Origin of the sequence: Companilactobacillus furfuricola (assembly GCF_003946325.1) — a bacterium.
GTDB classification, from domain to species: Bacteria; Bacillota; Bacilli; order Lactobacillales; family Lactobacillaceae; genus Companilactobacillus; species Companilactobacillus furfuricola.
This window is the reverse complement of record NZ_RHNT01000023.1, coordinates 1-18,304: the sequence shown is the minus strand read 5'-3', so window position 1 is coordinate 18,304 and position 18,304 is coordinate 1. Positions and strand designations below refer to the sequence as shown.

Sequence of the window (18,304 nt, the reverse complement as noted above, 5' to 3'; positions counted from 1 at the left end):
GCGAAAGGATGACTGAAATGCTTATAAATGAAGATTGGTATAAGGAATTAGATCTTGGCAATATTCAAAAAATCGAACCAGTTTCTGGTGGTGATATTAATTTAGCATTTAAAGTTACCACAGATGAGGATCGATATTTTCTAAAAGTACAGACAAACAACGATAAGAGCTTTTTTGATCACGAGATCGAAGGTTTAAATTTGATCAATAGTGTGGCTAATGCACCAAAAGTTATTAAATCGGGAACTTTTAAGGGTAATGGTTACTTAGTTTTGCAATATGTAGATTTTGGTCAAGGATCACAATATGATCTGGGACAATTAGTAGCGCGGATGCATTCGAAACATGCGGAACAATTCGGTTTAGATCACAATATTTTGAACGCGAAAAATCCCAAGATCAACACTTGGCAAGACAATTGGGCTGACTTCTTTGTTAAACAACGCTTGGAAGTCCTTGAGATCGAAGTCAAAAAGAAGGGCTATTGGAATGCATTTCGTGAGAATTTAATGAATCAGTTGAAGACGACAGTTTATGAATACTATTCAGCTAATCCAGTAAAGCCTAGTTTGATGCATGGCGACCTCTGGAACGGCAATGCTGGATTTGAAAAAGATGGTACACCGATCTTATTTGATCCCGATGTCTTTTTTGGAAATAGAGAAATGGACATTGCTATGACGCTATTATTCGGTGGATTTAATCAAGATTTTTACGAAGGCTATCAAAGCGTCTATCCTTTGACTGATGGCTGGGATAAACGAGTTTCGTGGTATCAAGTATATTACCTCTTAGCCCACGTCAATCTCTTTGGTGAAGGTTATGGACCAAGTTTAGAAAATGCTTTGCAACAAAGTGTCAATTTCTAATATATTGTTATCGCAATCATTGAACTTATAATTATATGTGTATTATTAGAAATACAAGGAACTTTCTTTGTAATTATTTTTTTACTAACTTATATTGATAGTAGACAAATAGAGATGGGAGATTCTAAAATGGCAAATATTTTGGTTTTAGGTGCTAATGGACAAATTGCTCAATTAGCAGAAAACATTTTTTTGGATTCAACAGGAGATAATTTGAAGTTATATCTCAGAAGATCAGACAGACTTCGCGATAAAGCTGCATCTTTTGAAGACCGAGTTGAATTGATCGATGGCGATACGACCGAAGTCGATAAATTAGTCGATTCCATGAAAGACATTGACATGGTCTACGCCAACTTAGCCGGTAATAATATTGAAGAACAAGCTAGAGATGTTGTAGATGCAATGCATCAAGCTGGTGTCAAAAGATTAGTATGGATCTCAACACTAGGAATTTACGACGAAGTTCCTGGCAAATTTGGTGAATGGAATAACAAGACATTAGGAAGCTACATCACCAACTATGCTGCTGCCGCAAAAGTGATCGAAGACTCAGACCTAGATTACACAATCATCAGACCAGCATGGTTAACAAACAAGGATGAAGTAGATTACGAAGTCACACAAAAGGGCGAAGAATTCAAAGGAACAGAAGTATCCCGTAAATCAATCGCTCAAATAGTAGTCGACATCGCCCAAGTACCAGACAAATTCAGCCGCAAATCAATCGGAGTGGATAAAGCTGGAACAGATGGAGATAAACCTGCTTGGTATTAAAAACACAGAGAGCGGAGAGGCACGGTCAGCTGCTGAGGATTTAGGGACTGGCAGCACAAAGGTGCGGCGAAGCCGTGCCTGCTGACAGTTGCTAAACCGGAGGCCGCTGTGCCTCGGAGCTCGTTTCAGCATACTTGAGGATAAAAATAAACAGCACTATCTAAACCGCAGCAATTTTAGCAAGCAAAAATAGATAGCACTATTTTATACCTTCAAAGCAGTGCCACGACCACCAGTGTTAACCGGAGGCCGCTGTCGCCTGGAGCTCGTTTCAACATCCTTAAGGATAAAAATAAACAGCACTATCCAAATGAAGTGCAATTTAAGCTAGAAAAAATAAACAGCACTATCCAATATGAAGTGTAAAAATTGGATAGTGCTATTTTAATCCACAAATAAGAACCAAAAACTAACCACCAAACAACATCAAGAATTGATCAACTATCACCAAGACACCCATTATTAAGGAAGAAACACAATCACCACCCACCGTTATAACGACATTGTTAAAAATAATTTAATCGTGATATAGCAACGAATGAAGCCCTTACAAAGGATTTTTCTATAAAATTTTCACTTACGAAATAATTTTTTTTCTGGTATATTAATCAACCGTTGCAGTTAAACGGAGGTTAATTTATGAGTTCTATCGATAAAAATTCTATTCAAACTAAGTTACAACATCCATATTTAGCCTTAATGGGTGTCCTTATCGGTGGTTTCGTAGGTATGCTGAGTGAAACTTCACTAAACATCGCCTTGCCATCAATTATGAAGGCTTTTTCAATTGAAACAGGTACAGCACAATGGCTAGTTACAGGTTACATGTTAGTCATCGCCATCGTTTTACCTCTTTCAAGTTTATTAACAAAACATTTTTCAACTAGGGGATTGGTCCGTTTTGGACTATGGATCTTCATCGTTGGATCAGTTATTTCAGCTTTAGCAATGGATTTTGCCATGTTGTTAGCTGGCCGAATGATCCAAGGTATCGGAACAGGTATTATTTTGCCACTAATGTTCTCGATCGCCATGCGTATTTTTCCACCTAACAAATTGGGTGCTGCATTAGGTGTTGCTGCCTTAGTTATCATGTTCGCTCCAGCGATTGGACCTACTTTAGCTGGCTTGTTACTGGGTGTTTTATCATGGAGAGCAATTTTCTGGTCATTTATCGTCTTCTTGATCGTTGCTTGGCTCTTTATGGAAAAAAATCTAACGAACGTCTTTAAAGTTTCTAAACCAAAAGTTGATTGGTTAGCTATTTGCTTATCAACTATCAGTTTTGGCTTGATCGTTTTCGGAATTAGTTTCTTGAGTAAAAATATGCCAGTTGCTATCGTTGCCTTAGTGATCGGCTTGATTTTCTTAGCAATTTATATTAGACAACAACTACATGCTGATACCCCAACATTGGATTTTTCAGTTTTGAAGACATCGAGATTCTTAACCGGTTCAATTTTAGTCATGATCGACTTTGGTATCACACTTTCAGCAATGTACTTATTACCAATGTATTTACAAAACGGCTTAGGTATTGCTGTTGCACTTACTGGTGTCATTATGTTACCAGGTGGGATCGTCAACGCTGTTACATCATTTTTAGCTGGTCGTGCTTACGATAAGATTGGTGCTAAGATCATGTCTCGTTTAGGTTTCTTGATCTCAGTTATCGGTTCGATCATGTTTATTTTGAGTAATTCAAATAGTTCGATCGCATACATTATTATTGCCCACATCATCTTAATGATCGGTGTGCCAATGGCAATGTCACCATCACAAACATATGGTTTAAACTCACTGGATCAATATCAATCAGCCGATGGTTCAGCTATCATCAACACGTTCCAACAAGTTATCGGAGCTGTTGCTACAGGTATCGCAACTATCTTATTGAGTACTGGTCAAGCTAGTTATATGGCTAATGGCGGACATTCCGAAGCCTTAGCTTTCACCCAAGGTGCTCACTACGGATTTACCTTTACGATGATCTTAGCCATTTTAGGCTTCTTAATTGCTTTTAAAGTTAAAGATCATGGTGGAGACCAAATCAAACATTAGTCTATAAAACTCTTAAGAACCATTTAGCTCACTTTGTATTTATGCTAAAATGTGTGAGTTGTATTAATTTTAAATCGATTGATACGTTTTCAAGATGTTTTGCTTAAAAAATATGTTGAATAATCTTGGCTATCCATTTATAATGGTATGGTTGATATTAAGAAATTTAAAGAAAGGGAGGAGGGATTTCAGATGTCACAAAATACACATAAAGGTATGACAGGTCACCGCCGTCCCGTTAATGCCGCAAACACAGACAGTCGTAAGGCACAAACACAAAAGGTTATTGAGTTTTTAAAGAGTCGCGATGAAAAAGCTGCTAAATAATTAATTTTTGCAGATAATTATATAAGAGCAAACCGGATTTTTCGGTTTGCTCTTTTTTTTTTGGTGCACCCGGCATGGGCGCTAACTTGGTGGTGAAAGTCCACTCTGAGGCGTAGTAGTCAGAATCACTAGCTGACGACAATGGTGTTTACCGCAAGGTGGAATCAGAAGGAAGTCTAAGGCAAAGTACTGTTTTGATGAACAAGAGAATCGACTATAAGGCTGAAAGTATCTGATAAGTCTGCACAACAAGATGAAGTCCAACACTACTCAAAGGTAGTTCCAGTAAAGTCGGCAGATACGTGATACGTAGGTTAGCGTTCTTACCCGGGGAGGTCTGTATCACACGCTTGGCAAGGAAACGGAATGTATCCTACAAGCAAACTCTGCAGTGATGTCTAGCTGAATAATACAGAAGTCAGCCGAGGTCATAGGAGTCGAAAGATGAAGTATCGAACATTAATAATTCTTATGGATATTGGAAGTGAAGACAGTGCGACAATCGCAGAAGACAGAAGAAGCTTACCATCTGAAGAAGATAGGTCTGGAAGACTAAAGCAACACGCTTACGATTCGCCGGACATCTCAAATACGATTCTTGTTCTAAGCTCCTTCGTCGTTAAGAATTTCATGACTGACAATCGCATGCCCTACACCATCCCGCAAAATCTAGGTTTCTACAAAAATTATTCTTTATGAAGTGGGCGTATTGTTGGTTGATTGTTATCATTGTCTGCTATACCTTAGCTCCTAAACAGAATACACAACTAGAATGATCAATTTGTGTTTTTAGATTTTAGGATTGTCGGTTTTATTTTTAACCAATTTTTGTATGGGGCATTCAGTATTGAGTGATTGAATCCATATTTTGTTAAAAGATGGATTCGAATGTAGCACATAGTCTAAGTTATTCTTTGCTATTGAACCATGATATTTCGTTTTTTTAATAAATTGTAAATTGGCTTAAGTCAGTACGTAATCTTGTATTGAAAGCAACCTATGAATTAACGATCAAAAAATAGATTATTGAATTACAAAATATTGAGTGTTAACATTATCACATAATTAAAATTATGGAGGGATTTTATATGAGGAAATATATAATGGGGCTAATTGCTTTCTTTTTCATGGGAATTGTGGGTGTATGCTATTCAAATACTGCTGATGCCGCAGTGTTCAATGACCCCAGCACAGGATATTCTACTGTACAAACGGATTATCCTGTCGCGGTTACGAATTTTGAGGGAGCAAAATTGTATGATGAGAACGGAAGGATGTCAGAAACACTAAAGCTTGGAACTAATACATTGTGGTACACAGATTATGCAAGAATACGATTATCTGATGGAGAAGTATTCTTTAGAGTATCAACGAACGAATTTGTGAATGAAAAAGATGTTTCTACAACATATGTCAATATTGATTAGAACGGGGAACTAAAAAATGAAGAAAATTAGCAAATCACTTCTTGTTTTACCCATAATGATAACAACAATTCTTATTGGAATTTTTTTAAATACAATGGGTGAATCAAAAGCTGCAATCACACCGATTTCTGAAGCTAATGGTCCTGAGGCTGTTAGTGCGTATGTTCAAAAAGGTGTTTTGATAAATTCTAAACAAGTATCTGTATCTTTGAATAATTCAAATACAAATGGCATTGCGCCTTTTTCATTAACAAGTAACGTAAACTTTATCTCTGGAAAGTATAATTTTTACAAAATGGGTAATGGGGTTGTCGCTGTAGAATTAAAACTATCTGCAGATGCAAGCTTTTCAATTCAATCTGGTTTGTATATAGACGGTACTCATTTGTGGGAAGAGAGTAGGTCTTCCGATGGCAATAATGTTATAGATTTTATGAAATCATTCAACGTTGGAAAAGGCTACCATAGTGTAAAAACAAGTACATGGTTTACATATGGTGGACAGACAGTAAAATCAGGGGATGATTATTCCGGTCAAAATATTTATGTAAAGTAATAGTGACCTGTAGTAGTTGTATTGACTCATAAATATTAATATTGTGCTTTTGAAGTTAAAAACTTTAGAAGCTTTTTATATGAAATAAACCTAATAATAGGGTGCATTAAATAAGCTACTAGCCATTACGAAAAAAATTTGTATACTGTAGTTGCTAGCTAGCTATATATGATTTGGGACCGACGTAACCAATTTGCGTTGGTCTTTTTTATGGATCATAACTATAAATAATCTAGTAAAGAACTTCAATTTGGATGTTATCAGTATTAAAAATATTTTGTCTAATTTGTAAATGAGTTACATAGTTTTCTAGTCCAACTTGTGAGTAGTACTTCGTGATGATAGAGATTTAATTTCTTGCACTAAATCTCAACGTAGTACACAAGTAAGGTTATTTTCGTTTTAGCTAGTGGAAATAAGTGCATAATGTTCTAATTTTTGTTTTTAAATACCGTTATAGTTGTTTAATGCATCAATTGATTTTATATTTTGAACTGTAAAATAAAATATTGAAAGTGAAAGATTCAGGTGGAAATTATAATAGCTTATATTTCAATGAATTATCAATTATTGAATAAAATATCATCTTGAATGTACGATTTGTATGAAATGTCCAGTTAAACTACGATTTATTTAGTTTCATTAATTTGAGCAATTGTAATTTATTTTTTTATTTTGATTATTACTGTTTAAATATTAATTATTGTCTAATTTGTAGATATGTTCTGGTATTTATTAATTATCAAATAAACGTCTTGTTTTACATTAAAATTAGGATGATAAATGGATAATGTAATATTTTATAATTTATTTCACATTAGATAATTTGTAATTAATATTTGAAAACTAGATGATGATACACTTCAATTAATCAAAGTGCCATAACATTAAAAAAAAAGAATGGTTTTGTTTCCTCATATTAGATATATTTTTTATGTGCTATTTTTAGTGCAAAAATTAATTAGGAGATTAAAATATGAAAAAGATATTTTTTTTATCTTTACTTGCTGTTCTATCAATATCAATATACTTAGGTGGATTTGCTAATGATGTGCATGCAGCATCAATATCTTTTGACGAGAATACTCCAAAGACTATGGATGTAGTTTTAGACGATGGAGGTAATATAATTGAAAAAATTGTATCTAAAAATAAAATTGGTGAAGCAAATAATGATTTCCTAAGAGGTGTTATTAACTTCTATGGTGGACGATTTGTTTGTGGGACTTATACATATCCAACTCAGGCTGCATGGGGAACAAAGGGCTCATGGGCTCGTGTTTATTATCAATATGGGAACTCAACTGCTAGGGCTAGCATGGTAGCAAAAATAAATACGGTTATGCTCATGCGGGCCAAACAGCAACAGCAACTATTTATGGGAAATCCAGTGAAAGAGCGACAGCTGGTTATTCGCTTAACTAGGTGATGGGTGATCATTAGATATGAAATTATCAAAAAAATTAATTTTGCTAGTTTTTATGGTGGGTACTATAGTATCCGCCTTTTTTTATCAAGAAATTACGTTAAATAATAGGATTGAACAAAGGTATTATGTCAACGAATTTTTTACCCCGGTTGAGTTTAATAAGTTGTCGGTAAATAGTAGAAGAGGAATCAGTTCCAGTGATATTTCACAGTCTGTTAAAAAAGTTTCTGAACAAAATAAAATCAATATTGTTTTCCGAAATTACATATTTACAGGAGCATCTAAAGATAGGGATATCAATCAAATAAATGATTACTCGTTCAACTCTGGTTCTCATGTTTTCAATATTTATGGAGCAACACCTAAATATGATAAAGGAAAGGCTGTTAGTCAAAATTTTTCAGATACATTCCAATTTAATTTATATAATAATGTTCCGGTGCCTAATAGCAGAAATGGACTTATACTACTAGACACGACCGATAGCAATAAGGTTCAAAAAATTATCCAAGATTTACAGATGCAAATTAATAAAGACATGAACACAAAAATTTCAACAAAAGATTTTGTACCCAATTATAAATTGCCAAATCCTAATTTAAAATCATTGAGTAAATTCAATCAATTGGTAGTTGTGATAATGATTTTCTTGGCTATTGCCATAGTTTATTGGGTTATTAAATCAACTAAAAGTATTTTAATTATGAGAACACTGGGATATTCAGTGTTCAGAATTATTAATCAATCTTTCAAAAATGAAATTGTTTATTGTACGTTTTTTTCAATATTTTTTTCTACGATATTTTTAGCAAAAAAAATTGATTGGACAATGATGCTCATTATTTTATTGTTAGCAGGATTGTTTTACCTGATCGTATTAATGAATATAAAATTGATATGTAGTTTATCATTTAAAATCGATTTCAACAGGATGATTACCATGGGTGGCTACTTATTGTGGGTAACAAAAGTGATAGCAGTAATTATCTTTGTATCAATGATGTCACCATTTGTAAAGAATTCTATAGAAGCATTACGATTGGATGATTCAAATAATGTATATAACAATAACCATGCAGTTCTTTTTCCAAGGTATATAGGTCAGCAAACTTCAGATGAACTTAATAGTTTGGAAATGAATCGAGAAGAAATAGATTCATTAAAAGTTACCGAAAAATTTGGTGGTATCGGTTTTGTTGAAGAACCACCCGGTGATTCGAATGGTTACACTTTGCTAGTAGGCAATACTAATTGGGCGAAGATGAATCGTTTAATTGATGGTGGTAATCGAAAAATTCCTCGTCCTGGAGATGGTGAGACGTATATACTGTTTCCCGAAAAGTTGCGAAGCCAAACAACAGAGTTTTTACGTAGGTGGAAAGTATCTACTAATTACAAAATATTCTATATAAAGAGATTTCAAAAAATAAAAGACAATATGAATCAAGCAAGGTCATATGTTGATCCAATAATCATGATTATTGGTAAAAATAATTACGATAAGAATGAATTTTCTGGTTTATCACTTGCATCTAATGGGGGTGGGATCGATAGCAATGAGACTATTCCGTTAAATGGTAAAAGTTTAATAAATCTCTCGATCGAAATGAAAAAGGAATTCCAAAAAGTGGGATTAGCGAATGAGAATGCAAGTTTAGTTAGGCTGTCGAAAGCTAATTCACTCCAAAGAAAAATAATCATTGGAAGCATGCTTGAATACATATTTGAACTTACTTTCGCAATTCTTTTGATTGGATTATCGGGATTAGTGAGCTTTTATTTGCTTTTTAAATCTCGAAAAAGAAAATATTCCGTAAAAAGGATCAATGGCTATAGTTGGTGGAAAACGTATGGTGTGATATTAATTGCACCGTTAATCGAGACAGTCATAATCTTATTCTTTTTGCGAAAAATCTTAGATGTTTCTATTTTTATACCAACTCTAACAATTTTAGTGATTAGTCAGCTTTCATTAATTGTATTACTAGCTATTCAAGACAAAAAAATCAAAAAAGAATTATTTAATGAGGTGTAGATTGATGAACATTGTCGAAATTGAAAATCTAACTAAAAGATATAAGAAAAAAATCATTTTAAAAAATTTAACCTTTCAAATCGAAAATCGAAAAATCACTTCACTATATGGTGACAGTGGGAGCGGTAAGACGACATTGCTCAATATTATTGGAATGATCGAGAATTATCAAAATGGTCGATATACTCTGTTTGGAAAAGATACGAAAAAAATTAAGAGAAGAGAACTTCTTGATATTTATAAAATAAAATGTCATTCATATTTCAAAAATATGGATTAATTGATGAGAATACTGTGTTTCAAAATTTAAATTTAGTAATGAGTGTTGATTCTATTTCGAAAAATATGTCCAAGAACGTGAAAATAGAAAAAATGGTCAAAACACTTGCAAAAGTCGGTCTAACTAGGGATATATTGAAAGAATACGTTTATAATCTTTCAGGTGGTGAACAGCAAAGAATTGCAATCGCAAAGGCATTGTTAAAAGAAAGTCAATTAATACTAGCAGATGAACCAACTGGATCACTAGATGAAAAGAATAAAATCGACACTATGAATATTTTTGAAGAGTTAAGAAATAATGGAAAGACCATTGTAATTGTCACTCATGATCCGTATGTAATTTCTAGAAGTGACGTTTCTTACGACATTAAGGATTTGAATAATTATTAAAATCATGATTAGTTAGAAATTAGTACTTCAATTTGTTCTGGTGTACCATTTACGTATCAAGTGTTCAATTGAAGGAGGATCATATGACTGATTTATTTGCTGACGGGGCTATTTCCATTCGGAAAGCTTCTGAGAATAATCTTAAGGATGTTAGTTTGGATATTCCTAAGCATCAAACTACGGTTTTTGCTGGGTTGTCTGGATCTGGTAAGTCTTCTTTGGTTTTTGATACTATGGCGGCTGTTTCAAGACGTGAGTTGAATGAGACTTTTCCTAGTTTTACGCAGCAGTATTTGCCTAAGTATGGTCAGCCTGAAGTCGGTGAGATCGATCATTTGCCGGTGGCTATCGTGGTTGAGCAAAAGCCGATCGGTCGAAATTCTCGTTCCACTTTGGCTACTTATACGGGTATCTATTCAGTATTGCGATTGATGTTTTCGCGGATCGGGCAACCTTGGGTCGGTTATTCGGAGTGGTTTTCTTTTAACTTGCCTCAAGGGATGTGTCCAAAGTGTCAAGGTTTAGGGTATGTGGACGATGTTGATGAGAGTCAGTTGATCGATCCTGAAAAATCCTTGAATGAAGGTGCGATGACCTTCACCGGATTTCAGCCAGGGACTTGGCGCTGGAAAGAGTATGGTAATAGTGGTTTGTTTGATCTTGATAAGAAGATCAAGGACTATTCTGATGAAGAATATGAGATGTTCATGCATGCACCACGTCAAAAGTTGAAAAATCCGCCTGCTCAGTGGGCTCGGACGGCTCAATATGAAGGTTTAGTTCCGCGGATGTTACGGTCAGTTATCCATAGTGCTTCTGGTCGTCGTCACGAAGCTGCCTTATCAAAAATTGTTACACGTAAGCCTTGTCCAGTTTGTCATGGAACTCGTCTAAATAAAAAGGCTTTGACCGGTAAGATCGAAGGAAAAAATATCGCTGAAGTTAGCGACATGGATCTAGTGAATGTGTTGAAGTTTTTGGATAGTATTTCTGATCCCAAGGCTAAAACGATGGTCCGAGAACTTCGTAGCAAGATCCAAGCTTTAGTCGATATTGGCTTAGGCTATTTATCACTCGGTCGCGGGACTGACACATTGTCCGGCGGGGAAGCTCAACGGATAAAGATCGCCAAGTATTTGACTAGCTCACTTTCTGATTTAGTTTACGTTTTAGATGAACCTAGTGTAGGCCTTCATCCGCATGACATTCAGTTGATCACTAAGTCTTTACAGAAATTGAAAGAACAAGGGAATACGATTGTTTTAGTCGATCACAATCCAGCAATCATTTCATCCGCCGATTACGTAGTCGAAATGGGCCCCCAAGCCGGTAAAAATGGTGGTCAAGTCACATTTACCGGAACTTATCCGGAGCTTTTGAAATCAGATACGATCACTGGGAAGATGCTGCGAGAGAAAATTACTTTCCGCCGACCTAGAAAACATTCAGCTTGGTTGTCGGTCGAGCATGTGACTTCTCACAACTTGGACGATGTTGCAGCTAAGATACCACAAGGTGTCATGACGGTGGTTTCTGGTCCAGCTGGTTCTGGGAAGAGTACCTTAGTAGATGCATTCAAACAACAAGTTGCTGATCAAGACTACATTGACCTGAGTCAGGATTCCGTTGGGATCAACATCCGTTCAACGCCAGCCACTTATTTGAATATATTGAATCCATTGCGAAAGCTTTTTAGTAAAGCCAACGGTGGAGTTTCGACTCAGCTATTCAGTTATAACGGTAAGGGTGCCTGTCCGAGATGTAAAGGTAAAGGTGTGATGATCACGGAGATGGCTTTCATGGACCCAGTTGTTCAAGAATGCGAACTTTGTCACGGAAAACGTTATAGTCAAGAAGCTTTGCAATATAAGTATCACGGCAAGGATATCGCTGAAGTGTTAAACCTGTCGATCAACGACACACTCGACTTTTTCCAAGACGTGCCAAATATTTATAAAAAAGTTAGTTTGCTACATCAAGTGGGACTCGGATATTTGAATTTGAGTCAATCGATGACGACTTTGTCCGGTGGTGAAGTCCAACGAGTTAAGTTGGCGATGGAATTGGATCATACAGGAAGTATTTATTTCTTGGATGAACCTACGACTGGCTTACATTTGAACGACACCCAAAGGTTGATCGACTTGTTTGAAAGTTTGGTCGATAAAGGTAATACTTTGATTTTGATCGAGCATAATTTGAAATTGATCTCTCAGGCTGACTGGCTAGTTGATATGGGACCTGACGCTGGTAAGTATGGCGGTCAAGTTTGCTTTGAGGGTAGTCCTGAGGATAGTCTGAAAGATCCTGAATCTCGGACGGGACAGACTTTGAAAGATTTGATTTCGGAATGATTTTTTTTAAAATTGGACTGAAATTTACAGTAAAAAAAATGGGCATTCGCAATTTGCAGAATGTCCTTTTTGTTCTAATTTTTTCATCCATTAATCAAGAATCTTTCGTCCAAATCTTTCGTCGTAATTCATTATAAAAATTTTCGTGTGACCCAATCAAAATGACTATAATTAATGTGTCATCTTTAATCGTGTAAGCTACACGATAATTTGTTTTTTGGTATACAAATGATTGAGTATACAGACCATGTAAGTTTCCTTGTTTCATTGTCCCACTTTCGGGATCAAGAGCTATGACTTTGTAAATACAATCTAAATACTTATTGGCCAATTGTTTATTCTTGATTTTTTTCAAGGTTTTCTGAACTTGTTTAGAAAGTTCAATGTTATAAACCAAATTCTTGTCTTGCCTGATCTTCAGAGTATTCGTCAGCGGAAACGTCATTACCTAAATTATTTACCGTTTTGTCGATCAAAGATTTTCGTTTATCAAATTCATGGAGTATATCTTTACCTTGGAATCCATCATCAATCACATCGACCAGGATATTTGATGAAAAATCAAAGAATTCATCCGTATTATCAACCAATTCATATGAAAACCCATTGGCAGTTTTTTTAGGTCTCACTGTGACACCTGGGCCAATGCCGAATTCTTTTGGAATTGTAACTGTTATCGAATTACCTTGTTTTCTGGTTTTAAGATCTTGCATAATATCACTCCTTGTGTTTATTAGTGAATACATTGTAATTGCTTGATTAAATAAATACAAGTAAATACATTTTCTAACAAAAAATTTAACCACTATTTATTTTCAGTAGTAGATTTAGGAGAAATAGCATCTAGCTATGAAGTCACTGATGAAAAGAAATTATTCGTTGATACGAGGATTTGTCGTGGCCAAATTTCATCTGATTCATAAGCACAGTAAAAGCCTTGAACAGTATTGTACCTAGTTCAAGGCTTTATTTTATTCTGGAATTAATTTTTCGGCGGCTTTTTTCGACATTTTATTTGGAAATGTTTCCTTATATGTATAAACGTAAGCACCCTTGGTATCTAATTCTAAGTAGTGATCTTGTTTGAGTTTCCCCATACCGGTAAAGCTTGATTTGTGGGCATTGCCATCTTTATCGTAGCTAGTTAAATTATATTCGCAATTTCCATAACCGGCCTCATCTTTGGCGTTAGTATTGTCGATTTTGACGTATCTTGGCTCACGTTTGACTAGGATATTGTATTGTCCCAATGCTTGTGAGAATTGGTCTGTTTGATCTTTCGTATAAATACAGGCCGCTAAGTATGATCCCCCGATAATTAGTGTTGTGATAAATAAAAACTTTAGTAGACTTTTCATTTGATTGTTACCTCCTGAAAAATATACTAAAGTTTTTGATCGTACTTATACATTTGTTTTACTTACATTTGTCTTACGGATTTGTAAGTTACTTGTCGTCATCATCGTGGAATCCCCAGTCAAATTTGATTGTGTAATCGACAATTCCGTTGAAAATATCTGCAATCAAGTTCCACATATATAAACGCCTCCAAACATAGACAACATATTCTATTCCCTATATTCTTTATAACATATTATGAAAGCGTTTTCAATAGTGATTACTTCCAAACTTCATCAATGACCGATTTAACCAATTTTAACTTATCCCACTGTTGTTGTTCGCTCAAAACGTTACCTTCTTCGGTCGAAGCAAAACCACATTGTGTTGAAAGCCAAAGTCGATCCAAAGGGATGTATTGGCTCGCTTCGTGGATCCGGTCAATGATATTTTGCCGATCTTCTAATTTGCCCGATTTACTAGTGATCAAACCTAGGACAACATTTTTATCACCCGAAACTTTGGCTAAAGGTTCAAAACCACCGGCGCGACTAGAGTCATATTCAAGAAAATAGGAATCGACATTTTCTTTAGCAAATAGTTCGTCAGCAACAGGACCGTAACCGCCAGAAAAAGCGAAATCTGAATGATAATTGCCCCGGCAAACGTGGGTATTGATGGTTAGATCTTCAGGAAGATCTTGCAAGGCACCATTGTTCAATTCAATAAAAGTATCTTGGATTCCGGAATTAGCATAAGCTTTGCCTTCATCAGTTTTCAAGAAATTTTCATCGAGGAACAAGCCCCAGGAACAGTCGTCTAATTGAATGACTCGAGCCCCTTCGTCATAAAAAGCAATGATCGCATCATGATAAGCTTTTTGAATGTCATGGATCAAATCATTTTGATCAGGATAAAATTCTTGAACTTTTTGTAAATTGTCGCCACGGATCAACTCAATGTATAACTGTGATGGTGCCGGGATAGTTTGCTTAGGAAGGACGCCACCAATTTCATCGGTTACTGACTTTACAAAATCAAAATCTCGGATGAAAGGGTGGGTGATCGGATTAAAGCTGATCTTGCCCTCTAGTCTAGCCGTATCATCACGAGTTTCTTCGTGAGCAAAATGATAGCCTTCACCATAATGAATATGTTCAACGCCTTCAAAGCCCCAGAAGAAATCGAGGTGCCAGTAAGAACGACGAAATTCGCCGTCAGTGACATACTTTAAGCCAGCTTCTTTTTGATTGATGATCAAATCCTTGATAGCTTCGTCTTCGATCTCAGTCAAATCCTTGCGAGTTAAAAAGCCGTCATCATAAGCACGACGTGCTTGTTTTAATCCATTTGGTCTTAAAAAACTGCCAACATGTTGAAATCCGATTTTTTGTTTTGTAAGTGTCATAAGTCTTGTCCTCCTCTATGTCTATCCCCAGACTTCGTCTTGGATCGATTTAACTAATTTTAATTTTTCCCATTGTTGATCTTCGGTAATAACGTTGCCTTCTTCAGTTGAGGCAAAGCCGCATTGAGTAGATAGCCAAAGTCGATCAAGTGGTAAGTATTGGCTAGCTTCTTTGATGCGTTCGATAATGACGTTACGATCTTCTAACTTGCCGTCTTTAGTAGTTACTAATCCTAATACAACACGTTTGTCGCCAGAAACTTTAGCTAGTGGAGCGAAACTTCCGGAACGATCTGAATCATATTCAAGGAAATAAGTATCAACATTTTCTTTGCCAAACAAGTTATCAGCCACATTGTCGTAGCCACCGGAGAATAAGAAACTTGAGTGGAAGTTACCCCGGCAGACGTGAGTATAGATCGTTAAGTCATCGGGTAGATCAGCAATCGCACCGTTATTAAGTTTCAAGTAGATATCTTGCACGTTTTCGGCGACTAATTTTTTACCTTCATCACTGGCTAAGAATTTCTTATCAAGCAAGCGGCCCCATGAACAGTCGTCTAATTGAATGACCCGAGCACCTTCATTGTAAAAAGCTAAAATAGCATCATGATAAGCTTTTTCGACATCGTTATAAAATTCTTCTTTATCAGGATAGATCCTGTCGAGTGCTTGCTGATTTTCGCCACGAGTTAGTTCACGATAAAGTTGAGCCGGTGCGGGGATTGTTTGCTTTGGTAAAATGCCGCCGATATCATCAGTTACGGCTTTGGTGAATTTGAAATCTTTGATAAAGGGATGTGTCTCGGCGTTGAAACTGATCTTGTCGGTGAGGACTGCTGTGTCATCACGTGAACGACCATTTGAGAAATCATATCCTAGACCGATGTTCGTATGTTTAACTCCTTCAAAGCCCCAGAAGAAATCCAAGTGCCAATATGAACGTCTGAATTCACCGTCAGTCGCATATGAAAGACCAACTTCTTTTTGTTGTTCGATCAAGTGAGTGATAGCTTCATCTTCGATTGCCCGAAGTTGGTCATGGTCGATCTTCTTATCAGCAAAATCTTTTCTAGCTTGTTTAAGTTCTGCTGGTCTTAAAAAACTCCCTACATGTTGAAATCCTAATTTTTGTCTTGTGATAGTCATATTTTATTCCTCCTGTGGATGTTGTTATTTAACTTTTTGTGGATGTGGTAGTGTGTTTGTATTTTGTTGGTGTTGATATTGGGTTTTTTTCAAAGTTTTAGAAAGTATTTTGTTTCTTTTCAACCTGAAACTCCTGGCAACTGCGTTGCCAGCAGTTAACTTTAAGTAGGCACCGGAGGTGCTGACTTAAAGTAAAAAAAAAAATACGCCCCTACAACTGAAGTAAAGATACTTCAAAATTGTAGGGACGATTTCCCGTGATACCACCCTAATTCGTGTTTTACTCACATAAAACACCTCAACGACACTAACATGTCCGGGATGATATCGCATCCTTGCGTACCTTTGGCTTGCACCGTGGGTAAGACTCCGAGCTCATGTTCAAATTCTCGTTCGTTCCGTCCTTGCACTATCCAACGGTCGCTTCAAACTACTAAAAAATTCTACTCTTCTCTTCAACGTCTAATAAAGTTAAATAAGTTTTAATTGATTGGCGATAAATATACGACTGAAAAAATATTTTGTCAACACTGTTTTGAAAAAATTATTCTGCTGAAATATCAACAGGGTACTTTGGTTTTTGACCTGACAACATTTTCAGGTTGTCATTTAATGAATCAAAAATCATATTGTGAACGGCAGTTGTTGTGTAAAAAGCAGTGTGTGGAGTGATGATGACATTATTGCGATTGATCAAAGCTTGGAATTGTGGATCTTTAACGTCTTCGATCTTATCGAATTTCTTTTGGAACACATCATTTTCACTTTCCAAAACATCAAGACCAGCACCACCTAATTTGCCACTGTCGAGTGCTTCGATCAAAGCGTCCGTATCAACCAAACCACCACGAGCAGCGTTAATAAAAATAGCTCCATCTTTCATTTTTGCAAAAGCATCTTTACCGATCATGTGAATATCTTTTTTAGCTAGTGGGGTGTGAATCGTAACAATATCTGATTGTTCCAACAATTCATCCAGTGTTTCCACATAGATCCCCAAGTTCTCCAAAGCTGGATTAGGATCGATATCATAAGCAACCACCTTGGCACCCATGGCCATCATAATACGAACAACAACGGAACCGATGTGGCCAGTACCAATAACACCAACTGTTTTACCGTGGATCTCTTCACCGATAGTTGGGAACCATCTAAAGTCAGCATTAGCAAATTTCTGATCGAATTCAGGAACTCTTCTCAACAAACGGATCATCAGACCAGTAGTGTGTTCAGCGATAGCGTTGGGTGAATAAACCGGAACATTTGTCAGCGAGAAACCGAAGTCACGTAAGTCTTTAAAATCAAATCCATCTAAGCCGACATTACGAACGGAAATTTTGCTGATGCCAAAATTATGAAGCTTTTCCAAAGCTGCACGCTCATAAGGCTGAGTTTGGGCCATAACCACGCCATCGGCACCTTTAGCCAAGTCAGCTGTTTCTGGTGTCAGAATCTGGTCGGTGTAATCGATGTCAACATCAGTGTGAGCATCGTCCCATTCTTGTAAGTATTCTTTTTCGTCTTCACGGATACCGTATAGGTAAATCTTCATGTCAATCCCTCTTTCAGTGTTATATAAACATTAGATAAATTAATGTTTTTTAATAATTCGATGATTTAATTTTAACGCTTTTTTGGGGAAAAGTAATTTAATTTGCAAAAGCTTACATAAATTTTGGAGGGGGGTGTTTGGGTGGAGGTTCATTGCCGGTCCTGTGGGGGTTCCAGGAATTGCGCCGTGGAACGCCATGGACGCCACTTTGAGCTATCCGAAGAAAACCGCTTCGGACATCTCAAATACGAGTCTTATTCTAAGCGATAAATCGGTTCTCGTCGTGGTTTGGTTATTTTGATGCATTTATTTAAGAAGAGGCTTATATACTCAATGCCAATTTTCATGAG

General features: G+C 36.2%; 18 protein-coding genes. 12 read left to right on the top strand and 6 right to left on the bottom strand.

What is annotated here, in order from left to right; translation table 11 throughout:
* Positions 1 to 17: 17 nt before the first annotated feature.
* The 12 genes from EKM78_RS07440 (at position 18) to EKM78_RS07390 (ending at position 12,507) form a co-directional block, all read left to right on the top strand.
* Positions 18 to 869 carry a fructosamine kinase family protein gene (locus EKM78_RS07440; protein WP_125770924.1) on the top strand — a complete coding sequence of 284 codons (852 nt, stop codon included), beginning with the start codon at positions 18 to 20 and terminating at the stop codon, positions 867 to 869.
* 129 nt (positions 870 to 998) lie between these two features.
* A complete protein-coding gene (locus EKM78_RS07435) occupies positions 999 to 1,646 on the top strand; it encodes an SDR family oxidoreductase (RefSeq protein ID WP_125770922.1) in 648 nt (215 codons plus the stop codon).
* A gap of 639 nt (positions 1,647 to 2,285) precedes the next feature.
* Positions 2,286 to 3,707 (top strand): DHA2 family efflux MFS transporter permease subunit, encoded by a 1,422-nt coding sequence (locus EKM78_RS07430; RefSeq protein ID WP_125770920.1) that lies wholly within the window; start codon positions 2,286 to 2,288, stop codon positions 3,705 to 3,707.
* A gap of 192 nt (positions 3,708 to 3,899) precedes the next feature.
* The gene (locus EKM78_RS13300) at positions 3,900 to 4,034 is read left to right on the top strand and encodes a hypothetical protein (protein ID WP_263853858.1); all 135 of its coding nucleotides are present in this window, start codon (positions 3,900 to 3,902) and stop codon (positions 4,032 to 4,034) included.
* 444 nt (positions 4,035 to 4,478) lie between these two features.
* Positions 4,479 to 4,733 (top strand): hypothetical protein, encoded by a 255-nt coding sequence (locus tag EKM78_RS07425; RefSeq protein WP_125770918.1) that lies wholly within the window; start codon positions 4,479 to 4,481, stop codon positions 4,731 to 4,733.
* A 389-nt stretch (positions 4,734 to 5,122) separates the two neighbouring features.
* Positions 5,123 to 5,461 (top strand): hypothetical protein, encoded by a 339-nt coding sequence (locus tag EKM78_RS07420; protein WP_164507250.1) that lies wholly within the window; start codon positions 5,123 to 5,125, stop codon positions 5,459 to 5,461.
* 16 nt (positions 5,462 to 5,477) lie between these two features.
* Positions 5,478 to 6,017, top strand: coding sequence for a hypothetical protein (locus EKM78_RS07415; RefSeq protein WP_125770914.1), 540 nt, complete (start codon positions 5,478 to 5,480; stop codon positions 6,015 to 6,017).
* Positions 6,018 to 6,993: 976 nt separating this feature from the next.
* Complete coding sequence (locus tag EKM78_RS07410) at positions 6,994 to 7,446, top strand: hypothetical protein (RefSeq protein WP_125770912.1); 453 nt, start codon at positions 6,994 to 6,996, stop codon at positions 7,444 to 7,446.
* A gap of 16 nt (positions 7,447 to 7,462) precedes the next feature.
* Entirely contained in the window at positions 7,463 to 9,481 is a 2,019-nt protein-coding gene (locus tag EKM78_RS07405) for a hypothetical protein (RefSeq protein ID WP_125770910.1), read from the top strand.
* A 4-nt stretch (positions 9,482 to 9,485) separates the two neighbouring features.
* On the top strand, positions 9,486 to 9,761 hold the full coding sequence (locus EKM78_RS13295; RefSeq protein WP_164507249.1) for an ATP-binding cassette domain-containing protein: 276 nt from the start codon (positions 9,486 to 9,488) through the stop codon (positions 9,759 to 9,761).
* Positions 9,731 to 10,153 carry an ATP-binding cassette domain-containing protein gene (locus tag EKM78_RS13290; protein ID WP_125770906.1) on the top strand — a complete coding sequence of 141 codons (423 nt, stop codon included), beginning with the start codon at positions 9,731 to 9,733 and terminating at the stop codon, positions 10,151 to 10,153. The genes EKM78_RS13295 and EKM78_RS13290 overlap by 31 nt, the downstream gene beginning before the upstream one ends.
* 83 nt (positions 10,154 to 10,236) lie before the next feature.
* Positions 10,237 to 12,507, top strand: a complete 2,271-nt coding sequence (locus EKM78_RS07390; protein WP_125770904.1) for an ATP-binding cassette domain-containing protein — start codon at positions 10,237 to 10,239, stop codon at positions 12,505 to 12,507.
* 94 nt (positions 12,508 to 12,601) lie between these two features.
* On the opposite strand, the gene EKM78_RS07385 is transcribed toward EKM78_RS07390, so the two are convergent.
* The 6 genes from EKM78_RS07385 to EKM78_RS07360 all read right to left on the bottom strand — a co-directional run bounded on the left by EKM78_RS07385 (position 12,602) and on the right by EKM78_RS07360 (position 17,954).
* A complete protein-coding gene (locus EKM78_RS07385) occupies positions 12,602 to 12,952 on the bottom strand; it encodes a type II toxin-antitoxin system RelE/ParE family toxin (protein WP_125770902.1) in 351 nt (116 codons plus the stop codon).
* Entirely contained in the window at positions 12,894 to 13,220 is a 327-nt protein-coding gene (locus tag EKM78_RS07380) for an AbrB/MazE/SpoVT family DNA-binding domain-containing protein (protein WP_125770900.1), read from the bottom strand. Before EKM78_RS07380 ends, EKM78_RS07385 begins: the two co-directional genes overlap by 59 nt.
* Before the next feature lie 258 nt (positions 13,221 to 13,478).
* A complete protein-coding gene (locus tag EKM78_RS07375; protein ID WP_125770898.1) occupies positions 13,479 to 13,865 on the bottom strand; it encodes a YxeA family protein in 387 nt (128 codons plus the stop codon).
* A gap of 260 nt (positions 13,866 to 14,125) precedes the next feature.
* Positions 14,126 to 15,253, bottom strand: coding sequence for a 5-methyltetrahydropteroyltriglutamate--homocysteine S-methyltransferase (locus EKM78_RS07370; RefSeq protein WP_125770896.1), 1,128 nt, complete (start codon positions 15,251 to 15,253; stop codon positions 14,126 to 14,128).
* 21 nt (positions 15,254 to 15,274) lie between these two features.
* Positions 15,275 to 16,402, bottom strand: coding sequence for a 5-methyltetrahydropteroyltriglutamate--homocysteine S-methyltransferase (locus EKM78_RS07365; RefSeq protein WP_125770893.1), 1,128 nt, complete (start codon positions 16,400 to 16,402; stop codon positions 15,275 to 15,277).
* Positions 16,403 to 16,946: 544 nt separating this feature from the next.
* Complete coding sequence (locus tag EKM78_RS07360; protein ID WP_125770891.1) at positions 16,947 to 17,954, bottom strand: D-2-hydroxyacid dehydrogenase; 1,008 nt, start codon at positions 17,952 to 17,954, stop codon at positions 16,947 to 16,949.
* Between the last annotated feature and the right edge of the window lie 350 nt (positions 17,955 to 18,304).

Bases quoted from the DNA above. Each gene is read 5' to 3' on its own strand.
- EKM78_RS07380 (WP_125770900.1), bottom strand. From the start codon at position 13,220: ATGCAAGATCTTAAAACCAGAAAACAAGGTAATTCGATAACAGTTACA.
- EKM78_RS07385 (WP_125770902.1), bottom strand. From the start codon at position 12,952: ATGACGTTTCCGCTGACGAATACTCTGAAGATCAGGCAAGACAAGAAT.
- EKM78_RS07405 (WP_125770910.1), top strand. From the start codon at position 7,463: ATGAAATTATCAAAAAAATTAATTTTGCTAGTTTTTATGGTGGGTACT.
- EKM78_RS07375 (WP_125770898.1), bottom strand. From the start codon at position 13,865: ATGAAAAGTCTACTAAAGTTTTTATTTATCACAACACTAATTATCGGG.
- EKM78_RS07415 (WP_125770914.1), top strand. From the start codon at position 5,478: ATGAAGAAAATTAGCAAATCACTTCTTGTTTTACCCATAATGATAACA.
- EKM78_RS07370 (WP_125770896.1), bottom strand. From the start codon at position 15,253: ATGACACTTACAAAACAAAAAATCGGATTTCAACATGTTGGCAGTTTT.
- EKM78_RS07435 (WP_125770922.1), top strand. From the start codon at position 999: ATGGCAAATATTTTGGTTTTAGGTGCTAATGGACAAATTGCTCAATTA.
- EKM78_RS07420 (WP_164507250.1), top strand. From the start codon at position 5,123: ATGAGGAAATATATAATGGGGCTAATTGCTTTCTTTTTCATGGGAATT.
- EKM78_RS07440 (WP_125770924.1), top strand. From the start codon at position 18: ATGCTTATAAATGAAGATTGGTATAAGGAATTAGATCTTGGCAATATT.
- EKM78_RS07425 (WP_125770918.1), top strand. From the start codon at position 4,479: ATGAAGTATCGAACATTAATAATTCTTATGGATATTGGAAGTGAAGAC.
- EKM78_RS07430 (WP_125770920.1), top strand. From the start codon at position 2,286: ATGAGTTCTATCGATAAAAATTCTATTCAAACTAAGTTACAACATCCA.
- EKM78_RS13300 (WP_263853858.1), top strand. From the start codon at position 3,900: ATGTCACAAAATACACATAAAGGTATGACAGGTCACCGCCGTCCCGTT.
- EKM78_RS07390 (WP_125770904.1), top strand. From the start codon at position 10,237: ATGACTGATTTATTTGCTGACGGGGCTATTTCCATTCGGAAAGCTTCT.
- EKM78_RS13295 (WP_164507249.1), top strand. From the start codon at position 9,486: ATGAACATTGTCGAAATTGAAAATCTAACTAAAAGATATAAGAAAAAA.
- EKM78_RS07365 (WP_125770893.1), bottom strand. From the start codon at position 16,402: ATGACTATCACAAGACAAAAATTAGGATTTCAACATGTAGGGAGTTTT.
- EKM78_RS07410 (WP_125770912.1), top strand. From the start codon at position 6,994: ATGAAAAAGATATTTTTTTTATCTTTACTTGCTGTTCTATCAATATCA.
- EKM78_RS07360 (WP_125770891.1), bottom strand. From the start codon at position 17,954: ATGAAGATTTACCTATACGGTATCCGTGAAGACGAAAAAGAATACTTA.
- EKM78_RS13290 (WP_125770906.1), top strand. From the start codon at position 9,731: ATGTCATTCATATTTCAAAAATATGGATTAATTGATGAGAATACTGTG.